Genomic DNA, 14127 nt, shown 5'->3' with positions numbered 1-14127 from the left:
CAATCGCTTTTCCCATTATAGGGATATATTTCCATCATTTCATTATTTAAACGATTTCTAGCATATCCTATTCTTCTCGTTTTTTAGAAAATACCGTAAAGGCACCTAGGATAGATAAGCCACCTAGAGCTACCAACCATTCATCTTGTTGACTACCTGTCTGAGGTAATTCATCCTTCTTGTGCACTTCAGTACTTCCTTGATTCCAATCTTCTGAAGAAATTGAGGTCGGAGTTGGTGTTGGTTGCGGTTCTGGTTTCGGTTCTGGCTTAGGCTCCGGCTTAGGCTCTGGTTTCGGTTCTGGCTTAGGAGTCGGTGCGTTAGCCACGAATACCCATGTTCCTACAAACTCTACATCTGCTTTATTTACTTGTTTATTTTCAGCATCGTAGCTCTTGAATACCCATGTTCCATCATTTTCTGTATCAACATACTCTGTTTTTGTTGGTTGAATTGTTGTTACATTTGATTTATCTACATAACGGTTTTGGTCTGTTGGTTTATAGTTTTCGATTGCTTCTGGCAATGTCTTACCTGGTGTCCCACTTTCAAATTTGTAGATTACACCGTATTTATTAGCCTCGAATACCCATGTTCCTATAAACTCTACATCTGCTTTATTTACTGCTTTATTTTCAGTATCGTAGCTCTTGAAAACCCATTTACCATCGTTTTCCGCATCTACGTACTCTGTTTTTGTCGGTTGAGTCGCAACTACATTTGCTTTATCTGCATAACGATTTTGGTCGGTTGGTTTATAGCCTTCTATCGCTTCTGGCAATGTCTTACCTGGTGTCCCACTTACAAATTTGTAGGTTACACCGTATTTTTTAGCCTCGAATACCCATGTTCCTACAAACTCTACATCTGCTTTATTTACCTGTTTATTTTCAGCATCGTAACTCTTAAATACCCATTTTCCATCTTCTTCTGCAACTGGGTACTCTTTTGTAGTTGGTTGAATCGCATCTACATTTGATTTATCTACATAACGGTTTTGGTCTGTTGGTTTATAGCCTTCTATTGCTGCTGGCAATGTCTTACCTGGTGTCCCACTTTCAAATTTATAGGTTACACCGTATTTATTAGCTTCGAATACCCATGTTCCTATAAACTCTACATCTGCTTTATTTACTTGTTTATTTTCAGCATCGTAGCTCTTGAATACCCATTTACCATCATTTTCTGTATCAACGTACTCTGTTTTTGTTGGTTGAATTGTTGTTACATTTGATTTATCTACATAACGGTTTTGGTCTATTGGTTTATAGTTTTCGATTGCTGCTGGTAATGTCTTACCTGGTGTCCCACTTTGGAATTTGTATGTTACACCGTATTTATTAGCCACGAATACCCATGTTCCTACAAACTCTACATCTGCTTTATTTACCTGTTTATTTTCAGCATCGTAGCTCTTGAATACCCATTTCCCATCGTTTTCTGCATCAACATACTCTGTTTTTGTTGGTTGAATTGTTGTTACATTTGATTTATCTACATAACGGTTTTGGTCTGTTGGTTTATAGCCTTCTATTGCTGCTGGCAATGTCTTACCTGGTGTCCCACTTTCAAATTTATATGTTACACCATATTTATTAGATTCGAATACCCATGTTCCTATAAATTCTACATCTGCTTTATTTACTTGTTTATTTTCAGCATCGTAACTTTTGAATACCCATTTCCCATCGTTTTCTGCATCTATATACTCTGTAGTTGTCGGTTGTGTTGGTGTTACATTCGCTTCATTTTCGTAAGTAGCTGTATCTTTTGGCTTATAGTTTTCGATTACTGCTGGTAATACTTTTCCCTCTGTTCCACTTTGGAATCGGTAGGATACATTATAAAATGTAACATAACCTAGTTCTAAAACGTTAGCTTCTACTTTGTTAATAGGTAAATTTGTAGCTGAATCCAGGCTTAACCAGCCACTACCGATTCTACCTGCACTTGGATGAACATTACCCTCAACAGAACCTGTTACTTTTAGTACTGTATTTCCATTTGTATCTGCTAACTCTTTGGCTTTATCTTGATTAATACGAACAACCATCTGATTGATTTCTTCATCACTCTTATTAGGGAATAAAGCTTTAAGTTCTGTTGATGTAAGAGATCGAAGTGTCATATTGCGCAGAATTGTTTCAGCAATAGACTTACCTTCATCCGGTTTTACTACACTCTCAGCTATACTCTCATTTCGTTCATTTTCCGGTCTATTACTATCATATCCGTTTAAAGATCTAAGAATCATTCTAAATGTTATATTATGGTTACCTTTAGTTTCAACACCAAATGTGACTCTAGGGTCCGTATTACTAACGATTGAATTAAAGCTATCTTTTGTATTTCCTAAGGCTGTCCCTTCTTTTGAATACACATTTAGGATTTCCTTCGTTCCATCTTCCTTAATTCCAAGAGCATACAATGGTCTCCATGAGTAACCATTAAACTCTGCATATAATTTTTCCGGAACAACTAAATCTTTGTCTAAATTCACATTTAAGTCTACATAGGTGTAAGTTTTTTTCTTTTCATCTAATTTAAAATTATTATCCTTGTATGTGTTGGATAAAACCGGACCAACATATCCTACATGAGGATTTCTATACACAGTCATCGCTGTAGTTTTATCCATTTCAAACTCAGCTTTTAAAACCACTTCATTCACTTTTGTAGTATCATTATTGTCCGGTTTATACTCATCAATGATACGGCGGGTATTTTTTTCTTTGTCTTTTATTTCTTTATTTAAATTAGTATTAGGTAATACTTCTTCTGATTCTACATTCGTATCAATATGAACCTTATTATCATTAATGGCAAATTTATTCATTCCACCTATAATCGCAAATCCCATAGAAAATTTATCAGCAGGGAAAGGTGTATCTTGGTCATTTAGACTGGCATAAACACCATATAGCTTAGAATCAGCTGACAAGCCATTCGGAAAGGCTGTAGCTATAGTGTCTTCTGCCGAGAACAGTCTTGCACCATCTGCAATTTTCCCATTTACTGGCGGCATATCAGACCAACCAAGAAAAGTTTTTGCAGCGCCACGGAAAAGACCTGGATTAGATAAGGGACTCCCTAATTTATCTGTAGCATTCTTATATGTATTTTCAGTATCTTTTTTTTCGTGTGATTCACTTGTCCATTGACCAATAAGACTTACTTTACCATCATAATTTGCTGGTTCTGTTGCTCTTTCAAGCCCTCTAGGTTTCTCATTATTATTTCTTGCTTCAACATTATCTTCTGGCTTAATAGGCCCATTTTCTGTTAATGCAGCTCTATTATTTCCATTACTCTCAGTTGATGCAGCTGTATCTGTATCTGTATTTGTATTTTCTATTTCTGTGTCACCAGTATTAGCACCAGAAGTGCCTAGTGTGCTTGTTGTACTTGCTGAACTTGCTGAACCTGGTGTACTTGGTGGGGCTGGTGTGCCTGATACTGGTTCGCCTACTCCTGGTCCATCCGCTTGAACAGTCGCCACACCAGTTGCAAAAAACAACACCGAAGCTACTGCTACACTAGCTACTCCCAAATGATGTTTTCTAATAGAATAGCGTAAAACTTTTTTCCCGTTTTCTTCACATTTTCTTGACTTAAAGTTCATTTTCAACCTCATTTCTTTTTTACAAATGGGTACTTATACCCCCCCCCCTTAAATATTTAAGCATTTAAAGAAGGTTCGATTTTTAAGCCTAAAATTGTAATTGTTATGGTGCTTTCAAAAAAACACTTGATATTACACTAACATTATATACCTTTTTCTAAAACATGTCATGTAAAACTGGGCAAAAACTCAATTTTGTTAAAAATAAGTAAATAAGTAAATCTTTCCACAATAAACCGCATATTATCAAGTTTTTGCCAATTTTTTTGACGCCTGATAATATGCGGTTTTCTGATTTTAAAAACTTTTTATCCAGTATCACTTCGTGAAGCTGCACTCTTACTTAAAATTTATCTCAAATTACAAAATACTATCATTATTTATCGAACCCATTCGCCATTATAGTTGACGGAGTAGCCATCTACAGTGGTATTCACTGCCAAAGCACCTGAACTGTAAGCATAGTACCATTTGCCATTGACCTGGAACCAGCCTGTCGTCATATCACCATTTTTATTATCTAAGTAATACCATGTTGATCCATCTTGATACCAACCAGTTGTCATAGCTCCTGATGAACGAAGGTAGTACCAACGGTTACCAACATATACCCAACCTGTTTTCATATCACCATTTTGCTGGTCTAAGTAGTACCAAGTTGAGCCTTCCTGATACCAACCCGTCGCCATGGCCCCCGATGAACGGAGATAGTACCACTTGTTACCAAGATATTGCCAACCTGTTTGCATTGCAGCACTTGTTGAATCCAGATAGTACCAAGTTGAATTATCATTGATCCAGCCACGCACTAGCTCCCCAACCGTCAAACTGTCGATACGAGCATCGAAGCTACCATCCTCCTGTAAATAATACCAATGCCCTTCGTCAGAAATCCAACCAGTTTTTAAAGTGTGATAGCTACGCTGATCTTCAAAATAATAGACTCGTTTCTCTGCTGGACTATCATATTGTTCCCCATGATGTTTGTTGGTATTTGTAGCAGTTTTTGCTTCTAAAACTTGCTTACCAACAAATTCTTGTAGTACCCCATCTTGACCAAAGTAAAACCAATCTGGTCTAAAAGCAATATCTTGCCTTAGAGAAGAACCAATCGTAACCCCTTCGTGTGGAGCAGATATATATTGCCAGCCGACAACCATCTCTCCAGATAAAGAATCAAAATAATAGTATTTTCCATCAATCACTCGCCAGTAGGTTTCTTTGAGGTTCCCCTTCTTATAGTAGGTTCTACCATTTTCTTGGATAAATTGCCAGCCTTCTGAATCAGCATCATCCGCCAATACTGCACTTGTCGCTAGCAAACCAAAGAAAAAGACTGCTAATGCGATTTGCATCAATTTTTTTATTATTTTCATTAGACCTATCCTCCATAACTGATTGTAGTAAAGACCCGACTGCATGTCAATATATAGAAATCTTTCAAAAAAAGCAGTTACATAACTGCAACTGCTTTTCTATTCTTGCATGGTGTAACCAACACCACGAACGGTTTTAATGTAGCTTTTCTGACCTTTTACATCAAGCTTGCTACGTAGATAACGGATATAGACATCCACGATATTGGTTTCGGTCGCACTTTCATACTTCCAGACACTTTCCAACAACTGCTCACGAGTCAGAACTTTCTTGCTTCCCATAAGAGTAGCCAAAAGGTCATACTCACGGCGCGTCAGAGCAATCATCTCCTCGCCACGATAAACGGTATGATGCTCTACATCCATACGCAGATTGCGATAAGACGTTGGAACCTTCATCTGACTACAGTGTTGATCTATAAAGTCCCGACCTCGGAAAATCGCTGAAATACGAGCTACCAGATTCTCAATAAGGACTGGCTTATAGATGTAAGAAACGGCAAAGCGTTGGATTGTCTCAATATGGTCTTGCAATTCTTCGCGATGGTCCAAGACCATGATGACTGAAGCTGGCTTAGTCCGACTCAGCTTGTCTGCAAAATCCTGGGCCGTCATATCCCCCAGATGAGCATTCAATAAAATCAAGTCATAGTCTGTTTGAAGAGCCATGGAGAGGGCTTTTTGCCCCTCCTCAACCTGATCAACTCGGTATTGCTCTTTTTGGAGTTCCAAACTTAAAAAGTGAGCTAGATTTCGTTCTTTCTCAAGTAATAAAATCCGTTTCCCCATGGCAGACCTACTTATTTTTCGTCATACCAAGAGTAGTGGAAGGTTCCTTCTTTGTCTTTACGTTGGTAAGTGTGGGCACCAAAGTAGTCACGTTGCGCTTGGATCAAGTTAGCTGGAAGGTCAGCTGAACGGTAGCTATCAAAGTAAGTAATAGCTGCTGAGAAAGTTGGCACTGGTACACCAGCTTGAACAGCAAGAGCTACAATATCACGCACTGCTTGTTGGTACTTAGCAGTAACATCCAAGAAGTACTCATCCAAAAGAAGGTTGGCAAGGTCTGCATCACGGTTGTAAGCATCTGTAATCTTTTGCAAGAAACGAGAACGGATGATACAGCCATCACGCCAGATAGATGCGATGTCTGCAAATGGCAAGTTCCAGTTGTTTTCTTTAGAAGCTACACGCAATTGCGCAAAACCTTGTGCATATGAAATGATTTTTGAGAAGTAAAGGGCTTGACGAATCTTTTCAATCAACTCAGCCTTGTCTCCTTCAAATTTGAAGGTAGCTGGTTTTGGAAGAACCTTGCTAGCATGCACACGTTCTTCTTTGTAAGTAGAGATGTAACGTGCAAATACTGACTCAGTGATGAGTGACAATGGCACACCAAGGTCAAGTGATGATTGGCTAGTCCATTTACCAGTTCCCTTGTTACCTGCAGCATCAAGGATGTAGTCTACGATTGGTCCATCTTGACCTTCATCGTCTTTACGGCTCAAGATATCAGCTGTGATTTCGATCAAGTAGCTGTCCAATTCACCCTTGTTCCACTCAGTAAAGATTTCAGCCATATCTTCTGCTGAAAGACCTAGCAAGTGTTGCATCAAGTCATAGCTTTCTGCGATCAATTGCATATCACCATACTCGATACCATTGTGAACCATTTTCACATAGTGACCAGCTCCATCAGGACCGATGTAAGTCACACATGGTTTGCCATCTTCTGGTGCTTTAGCTGAGATTTCTTCAAGAACATCCGCAACCAATTCGTAGGCCTCTTTTTGTCCACCAGGCATGATAGAAGGACCTTCAAGGGCACCTTTTTCACCACCAGAAACTCCAGTACCGATAAAGTTGATACCTGAGTTTGCCAATTCTTCATTACGACGGATTGTATCTTTGTAGAAAGTGTTTCCACCGTCAATCAAGATATCACCCTTGTCAAGGTGTGGAAGAAGGGCTTGAATTGTAGCATCTGTACCAGGTCCAGCTTGAACCATGAGCATGATACGACGAGGTTTTTCGATTGAGTTTACAAAACTTTCAACATCATAGCTTGGTACAAAGTTCTTTTCAGGATGGCAAGCAATTACATCTTCAGTTTTTTCTTTACTACGGTTGTAAATAGCAACTGTGTAACCACGAGATTCAATATTAAGGGCAAGGTTACGACCCATTACGGCCATACCTACGACACCAAAGTTAGCTTTTGTCATTTGACACTCCTCTTGTTTCATTTGTTTTATTTTATCATTTTTACTTTTGAAAAGAAAGAATTTTGTAACGACTGCTTAGTAGTCCAAGTCATCCGCATGACCAGCGCCATTTCCGACAAAGTAGCCTGTCTTACAGTTAAGGGTAAAGAGATAGGTTCCATCTGGCTTGTAGAGGTTGTAATAACCATTGCCGTTAACGATATTGACACGTTCAAGGATATATTGGTCTCCAGTGATATAGCCACGTGAACGTGAAGTCGCTAGAATTTGTTCCAAGACACCATCCGCAAAATCCCAGGCAGAGTTATTACTATCATCAATAGCAGACTGGTTATAGGCAACACGACTAGCACTTCTTTGAACAGCAACCCCTGCACTTGATACGCCCATATTGACTTCGCTACGAGAACTTCTAGTCTCATTTGAGGCAGCATTTGAACTACTTGGGCTTGTCTCACTAGTCGTATTTGAGCTTGCTTGACTTGAACTTGAGCTACTAGTTTGACTTGAACTTGAGCTCGAAGTACTTGTTTGCTGGCTCTTACCAAGACTGATAGCCTTATCTAGCACTTTATCAAGCTCCGTATTTCCAGTTTTAATATCTGTAAATTTAGCATCCGATTTGGCTTTGGCATTGGTATCCAATACACCATCCACAATAGCTGGTTTTTCAAATTGTGCATTGACATCTTGAATGGCCTTGATTTGCGTTGCTAGACTATCATATTTAGATTTGGCAAGCGTATGTTCACGACTACCTTCCAGCTTATCAAGTAAGGTTTTAAGTTGACTTAGTTTATCAAACTGGCTGTTTTTCAAAGCAATTTTATTGCTATCTGTGTAAAAGGCGTCATAAAGTGTATTAAAATCATCCACATCCGATTGATTGGCTGTAGTTGATTGAGAAGTCTGAATTTCCTTGGTCGAGCGATTCACTTGACGATAGACATAATAAGCACTGACACAGATAATTACTGATACAAGCGCCAAAGCAGTTAAAACAAAGTCTTTTTTGCTTTTCTCTTCTGACTCTTCTTGTTCCAGACGAGAAAGACTCTGCTCCTCTTCCGCTTCTTCAGTCATTTCTGTTGGATTTTCATCCTCTAGCAATAGAGGATCCAAGCCTTGCTCCTCATCGTCCAGAGGTAAGGGAGGTAAGATGTCTTCAGAAGATGGAACTTCCTCCGAAGAAGCTTCTGACTCCTCTACAGCCTCACGCATCTCTTGAATTAAATCATCCAGACTCTGAGTTTCGACTAACTCCTCTTTTTTGTATTGACGAGTCGCAAACTTATCCGCCTCAATTTCATCTTTGTGTTGTTTGACATACTTGTCCAAAATGGAATCTTCAGGCAAGACTCCTGCTTCCACTTCCTCATTTTTACGAATAGCTTGACCAACTGTTAGCTCTTTTGCTTCATCAAAATCAAATTGCGGTTCTTGACCTTCTTTTTTATGACGATTTCGTCTTTTCTTACTCATGAGTATCCCTTTCTATTTTACCTCTTGCCGTTTGACACGCTGACCAAAATATTGATACAGATCCACTTTCAAGGTTCCGTTGTACAACTTACGCTTCTTATCCGCTTGGCTACCATACTTGCTTTCAAAGGCTTCATCACTAGTCAGGATAAATTTGCTCCAAGTTTTCAGTGGTGCAAATACCTGACCCATCTCAGCATAGAGCTTGGTCACCCCTGCATCATCTGATAAACGCTCCCCGTAAGGCGGATTGGAGATAATCACACCATTGATTTTATCGGAACGCAAATCCTGCACGCGCATCTGCTTAAAGGTAATGTCCCCTGCAACACCAGCTGCCTGAGCATTGGCCTTAGCAATTTCCACCATGCGAGCATCAATATCACAGCCCATGATATCCAGTTCCAACTCACGATCTACTTTCTTAGCCGCTTCTGTACGCACTTCCTGAATCAAGCGATCGCTGACCCAGTTCCACTCCTCAAAGGCAAAAGAGCGACGAAGTCCTGGTGCCATCTTTCTGGCAATCATAACTGCCTCAATACAGAAAGTCCCCGAACCACAGGTCGGATCAATCAAAGGCTTATCTGGATACCAGTTAGAGAGTTGTAAAATGGCTGCTGCCATATTTTCCTTGATAGGAGCGCCTCCTTTTTCGGTACGATAGCCACGTTTAAAGAGACTAGAGCCTGTCGTATCAATCATGACAGTTGCTATGTCTTTAAGAATAGAGACCTCAATCTTAAACTCTGGGCCATTCTCCATCAGCGGAATACCTTCTGGACGGGCGTAGTGTTTCTGCAATTTCTTGACAACAGCTTTCTTAGAAATAGCCTGAACACTGGGCTCATTGTGAAGTTTGGACTTAACACATTTGGCTTTTGAAATCGGAAACCGAGCTCCGAGTGGTAAATAATTTTCCCAATCTAAAGCGAAAACTCCTTGAAACAGCTCTTCAAAAGTCTTAGCTGGGAACGTTCCTACGATAATCTTGATACGATCTGCTGCCCGAAGCCAGACGTTGGTTTCGATAATAGCTCTCACGTCTCCTTGAAAACGAACACGTCCATTTTCAACCTGACAATCGTAGCCCAGCTCTCGTACTTCTCGTCCTACAACAGCTTCAAGTCCTGCTGCCACAGTTGCAATTAAATTAAATTCTTTTTTCATGTTACAGTCTTGCAAGACCTTTCTATATGTCCACTTTAAAAAATGAGGTTGAGAAAATTTCTCAGCCCCAACCTATATGCAATTTTCTATAAGCCATGTTTTGTTCCAGAAGTGACTAGGACCACTTCCTTCGATAATCATCTGTCTACCACTAACAGCTCTAGCTGATAGCAGTCAGAATACTACGTTCGTTTCCGCGTACTCCATGCCCCGACCAAAATTTGGGTTGCTAGCTTGAGGGGTTTACCGCGTTCCACTCTCTCCGTTTCCAGAAAGACTCCGTCACTGTGGCACTTTCAAGCCTACTCTGGCCTATCCAAGGACTTAGCCATTTCAACTGCCGTAACGATTTCTCGTCCCTAGGCTTATGGTTTCGCCTAGCACAAACACTACAGGCATCACAGCCTGTGCTAGCATGGACTTTCCTCATGAAAAGCAACTCTCCTCACGCGATTATCCAAAAATTGCACATCTCAAATAACTACTTAGAAATCTGAGTTATCTAAAATTTGTTTACCAAACACTTCTTTTTCCAATCTATTCAGGCGTTTCAAAATATCAAAATTCGTCATAGAAGATGAAGCTGCCACATCAATTGGATCTGGGTGACTAGGACTTGGAGCCGAACTCACTTGCGGTTTACGAGTTAATTCTTCCTTCAAATCCGCAATCTCCTGACGAAGTGACTTGACCAAGGCAGCATAGGTTTCATAATCCTTGATGACATCGTCTAAAAACTCATCAACTTCTACCTTGCTATAGCCACGGACTTCACGCCCAAACTCTTGTTCAAAAATATCTTTCGCTGAAAAAATAATACTTGCCATGTCTCTCTCCATTCTCGCTTGCTAGTATTATTATATAAAAAAAGGCAAACAAAAATCAAGGTCAAAGCTTCAATTTTCGGAAAAATTTTCAGCAAGTTCATTTAATTGATCAAATGTTAATCTCTTTATAAAATAGTCCTCTTGATTTTTCATCTTTTGGTAAAAATAAGCTAGTTTCGTTTCATTTTCTTCATCATAAAAAAGATAGGAACTAGTCGTGTTTTCCAGCAAAAACTGCTGGTAATCTCTTAACTGCCCCTTGTGCTCATAGCGAGGATAAGCATATTTGACAAAGTCTACCTGCTTAAAACGACTCAGTTTCATCTGATTGCCTTCATTCCAATTTTCCCCATGGGTTTCAAAAGCAAAAATGGTGGCCAACTGGAAACCGTACTCGGTTTTCATCTCCTGAGCAACCTCTAAAACCCAATATTCAAAACCCAAACTTCCTGTAAACACAAGCCAAGACACCCCATCTGCTGCCATAGCCTCTAAATCTTTACGTATCGCTTTTTTAATCAATTTAAGACGAGGATCCTTGTCAGAAAACAAACCCAAATCAAAAGCAGAATAGCCTAAAACCAAAGCTGTAGCCATTTTTAACCCTTTCTGTGCAAATTTATGGTATAATAGAGTGATGTTATTGTACCAATAAGGAGAATTATGGTCAACTATCCACATAAACTTTCATCACAAAAAAGACAAACATCTCTTTCTCAACCCAAAAATTTCGCAAATCGAGGAATGTCTTTTGAAAAGATGATCAATGCTACCAACGACTACTATTTGTCTCAGGGCTTGGCTGTTATACACAAGAAACCAACCCCTATTCAAATTGTACGAGTGGACTATCCACAGCGAAGTCGTGCTAAGATTGTTGAAGCCTATTTTCGACAAGCTTCAACGACGGACTATTCTGGCGTTTATAATGGATATTACATCGACTTTGAAGCCAAGGAAACAAAACAAAAACGTGCGATTCCGATGAAAAATTTCCATCCACATCAGATTCAGCATATGGAACAAGTCCTTGCCCAACAAGGAATCTGCTTTGTCCTTCTTCACTTTTCTTCTCAGCAAGAAACCTACTTATTGCCGGCATTCGATTTGATTCGCTTCTATCATCAAGATAAGGGACAAAAATCAATGCCACTTGGATATATTCGAGAATATGGATATGAAATCAAGGCTGGTGCCTTCCCTCAAATTCCTTATCTCAATGTTATCAAAGAACATTTATTAGGTGGTAAAACAAGATGAACAAACCAACGATTCTGCGCCTAATCAAGTATCTGAGCATTAGCTTCTTAAGCTTGGTTATCGCAGCCATTGTCTTAGGCGGAGGAGTTTTTTTCTACTATGTTAGCAAGGCTCCTAGCCTATCCGAGAGTAAACTAGTTGCAACAACCTCTAGTAAAATCTACGACAATAAAAATCAACTCATTGCTGACTTGGGTTCTGAACGCCGCGTCAATGCCCAAGCTAATGATATTCCCACAGATTTGGTTAAGGCAATCGTTTCTATCGAAGACCATCGCTTCTTCGACCACAGGGGGATTGATACCATCCGTATCCTGGGAGCTTTCTTGCGCAATCTGCAAAGCAATTCCCTCCAAGGTGGATCAACTCTCACCCAACAGTTGATTAAGTTGACTTACTTTTCAACCTCAACTTCCGACCAGACTATTTCTCGTAAGGCTCAGGAAGCTTGGTTAGCGATTCAGTTAGAACAAAAAGCAACCAAGCAAGAAATCTTGACCTACTATATAAATAAGGTCTACATGTCTAATGGGAACTATGGAATGCAGACAGCAGCTCAAAACTACTATGGTAAAGACCTCAATAATTTAAGTTTACCTCAGTTAGCCTTGCTGGCTGGAATGCCTCAGGCACCAAACCAATATGACCCCTATTCACATCCAGAAGCAGCTCAAGACCGCCGAAACTTGGTCTTATCTGAAATGAAAAATCAAGGCTACATCTCTGCTGAACAGTATGAGAAAGCAGTCAACACACCAATTACTGATGGACTACAAAGTCTCAAATCAGCAAGTAATTACCCTGCTTACATGGATAATTACCTCAAGGAAGTCATCAATCAAGTTGAAGAAGAAACAGGCTATAACCTGCTCACAACTGGGATGGATGTCTACACAAATGTAGACCAAGAAGCTCAAAAACATCTGTGGGATATTTACAATACAGACGAATACGTTGCCTATCCAGATGATGAATTGCAAGTCGCTTCTACCATTGTTGATGTTTCTAACGGTAAAGTCATTGCCCAGCTAGGAGCACGCCATCAGTCAAGTAATGTTTCCTTCGGAATTAACCAAGCAGTGGAAACAAACCGCGACTGGGGATCAACTATGAAACCAATCACGGACTATGCTCCTGCCTTGGAGTACGGTGTCTACGATTCAACTGCTACTATCGTTCACGATGAGCCCTATAACTACCCTGGGACAGATACTCCTGTTTATAACTGGGATAGGGGCTACTTTGGCAACATCACCTTGCAATACGCCCTGCAACAATCGCGAAACGTCCCAGCAGTGGAAACTCTAAACAAGGTCGGACTCAACCGCGCCAAGACTTTCCTAAATGGTCTCGGAATCGACTACCCAAGTCTTCACTACTCAAATGCCATTTCAAGTAACACAACCGAGTCAGACAAAAAATATGGAGCAAGTAGTGAAAAGATGGCTGCTGCTTACGCTGCCTTTGCAAATGGTGGAACTTACTATAAACCAATGTATATCCATAAAGTCGTCTTTAGTGATGGGAGTGAAAAAGAGTTCTCTAATGTCGGAACTCGTGCCATGAAGGAAACGACAGCCTATATGATGACCGACATGATGAAAACAGTCTTGACTTATGGAACTGGACGAAATGCCTATCTTGCTTGGCTCCCTCAGGCTGGTAAAACAGGAACCTCTAACTATACAGACGAGGAAATTGAAAATCACATCAAGACCTCTCAATTTGTAGCACCTGATGAACTATTTGCTGGTTATACGCGTAAATATTCAATGGCTGTATGGACAGGCTATTCTAACCGTCTGACACCACTTGTAGGCGATGGCCTTACGGTCGCTGCCAAAGTTTACCGCTCTATGATGACTTACCTGTCTGAAGGAAGCAACCCAGAGGACTGGAATATGCCAGATGGCATTTATCGAAATGGGCAGTTTGTTTTCCAAAATGGAGCAAGACCGACTTGGACTGAAACAACATCCCAATCATCTTCAACAGAAAGCTCATCAACAAGTACAGAAAGTTCTACTAGCCAAGCACCAACAACAAGTCCTGATGCTAGCACTAATGGACCAAACCAAGCACCAAATGCACCAGGAGTCAATCAAAATCCAGCTCCACAAACTCCTCAAGTTCAACCACAACCACAACAGTAAACGAAAAATCCT

10 protein-coding genes and 1 other RNA gene are annotated in these 14127 nt (G+C 40.1%); 2 read left to right on the top strand and 9 right to left on the bottom strand.

Annotated elements, in window-relative coordinates; translation table 11 throughout:
* Nucleotides 1–67: 67 nt before the first annotated feature.
* From HT720_RS00420 to HT720_RS00380, 9 genes are all read right to left on the bottom strand, one after another.
* Entirely contained in the window at nucleotides 68–3622 is a 3555-nt protein-coding gene (locus tag HT720_RS00420) for an SHIRT domain-containing protein (RefSeq protein WP_173274387.1), read from the bottom strand.
* 380 nt (nucleotides 3623–4002) lie between these two features.
* Complete coding sequence (gene cbpF, locus HT720_RS00415; protein ID WP_173274386.1) at nucleotides 4003–4998, bottom strand: choline-binding protein CbpF; 996 nt, start codon at nucleotides 4996–4998, stop codon at nucleotides 4003–4005.
* Between the two features lie 99 nt (nucleotides 4999–5097).
* Complete coding sequence (locus HT720_RS00410; protein ID WP_173274385.1) at nucleotides 5098–5787, bottom strand: response regulator transcription factor; 690 nt, start codon at nucleotides 5785–5787, stop codon at nucleotides 5098–5100.
* 11 nt (nucleotides 5788–5798) lie between these two features.
* Nucleotides 5799–7223, bottom strand: a complete 1425-nt coding sequence (gene gndA / locus HT720_RS00405) for an NADP-dependent phosphogluconate dehydrogenase (protein WP_050219820.1) — start codon at nucleotides 7221–7223, stop codon at nucleotides 5799–5801.
* Between the two features lie 75 nt (nucleotides 7224–7298).
* A complete protein-coding gene (gene mapZ / locus HT720_RS00400) occupies nucleotides 7299–8705 on the bottom strand; it encodes a mid-cell-anchored protein MapZ (RefSeq protein WP_173274384.1) in 1407 nt (468 codons plus the stop codon).
* 12 nt (nucleotides 8706–8717) lie between these two features.
* Entirely contained in the window at nucleotides 8718–9875 is a 1158-nt protein-coding gene (locus HT720_RS00395) for a class I SAM-dependent RNA methyltransferase (RefSeq protein ID WP_173274383.1), read from the bottom strand.
* A gap of 84 nt (nucleotides 9876–9959) precedes the next feature.
* Nucleotides 9960–10340, bottom strand: an RNA gene (gene rnpB, locus HT720_RS00390) — RNase P RNA component class B.
* A gap of 20 nt (nucleotides 10341–10360) precedes the next feature.
* A complete protein-coding gene (gene gpsB / locus HT720_RS00385) occupies nucleotides 10361–10702 on the bottom strand; it encodes a cell division regulator GpsB (protein WP_173274382.1) in 342 nt (113 codons plus the stop codon).
* Nucleotides 10703–10771: 69 nt separating this feature from the next.
* Nucleotides 10772–11299, bottom strand: coding sequence for a DUF1273 domain-containing protein (locus HT720_RS00380; RefSeq protein ID WP_000179549.1), 528 nt, complete (start codon nucleotides 11297–11299; stop codon nucleotides 10772–10774).
* A 66-nt stretch (nucleotides 11300–11365) separates the two neighbouring features.
* Between HT720_RS00380 and recU the strand changes: the two genes are divergently transcribed.
* Complete coding sequence (gene recU / locus HT720_RS00375; RefSeq protein ID WP_000248777.1) at nucleotides 11366–11962, top strand: Holliday junction resolvase RecU; 597 nt, start codon at nucleotides 11366–11368, stop codon at nucleotides 11960–11962.
* Complete coding sequence (pbp1a, locus tag HT720_RS00370) at nucleotides 11959–14115, top strand: penicillin-binding protein PBP1A (protein ID WP_173274381.1); 2157 nt, start codon at nucleotides 11959–11961, stop codon at nucleotides 14113–14115. Before recU ends, pbp1a begins: the two co-directional genes overlap by 4 nt.
* Nucleotides 14116–14127: the final 12 nt, after the last annotated feature.

This window comes from Streptococcus sp. 68 (assembly GCF_013277415.1).
In the GTDB taxonomy this organism is placed as follows: Bacteria; Bacillota; Bacilli; order Lactobacillales; family Streptococcaceae; genus Streptococcus.
Note: the sequence above shows the minus strand (reverse complement) of the source record. Positions and strands in the feature narration are given on the sequence as shown.

Coding starts and splice junctions, on each gene's coding strand:
- gndA (WP_050219820.1), bottom strand. CDS start 7,223: ATGACAAAAGCTAACTTTGGTGTCGTAGGTATGGCCGTAATGGGTCGT.
- HT720_RS00420 (WP_173274387.1), bottom strand. CDS start 3,622: ATGAACTTTAAGTCAAGAAAATGTGAAGAAAACGGGAAAAAAGTTTTA.
- pbp1a (WP_173274381.1), top strand. CDS start 11,959: ATGAACAAACCAACGATTCTGCGCCTAATCAAGTATCTGAGCATTAGC.
- HT720_RS00395 (WP_173274383.1), bottom strand. CDS start 9,875: ATGAAAAAAGAATTTAATTTAATTGCAACTGTGGCAGCAGGACTTGAA.
- recU (WP_000248777.1), top strand. CDS start 11,366: ATGGTCAACTATCCACATAAACTTTCATCACAAAAAAGACAAACATCT.
- cbpF (WP_173274386.1), bottom strand. CDS start 4,998: ATGAAAATAATAAAAAAATTGATGCAAATCGCATTAGCAGTCTTTTTC.
- gpsB (WP_173274382.1), bottom strand. CDS start 10,702: ATGGCAAGTATTATTTTTTCAGCGAAAGATATTTTTGAACAAGAGTTT.
- HT720_RS00380 (WP_000179549.1), bottom strand. CDS start 11,299: ATGGCTACAGCTTTGGTTTTAGGCTATTCTGCTTTTGATTTGGGTTTG.
- HT720_RS00410 (WP_173274385.1), bottom strand. CDS start 5,787: ATGGGGAAACGGATTTTATTACTTGAGAAAGAACGAAATCTAGCTCAC.
- mapZ (WP_173274384.1), bottom strand. CDS start 8,705: ATGAGTAAGAAAAGACGAAATCGTCATAAAAAAGAAGGTCAAGAACCG.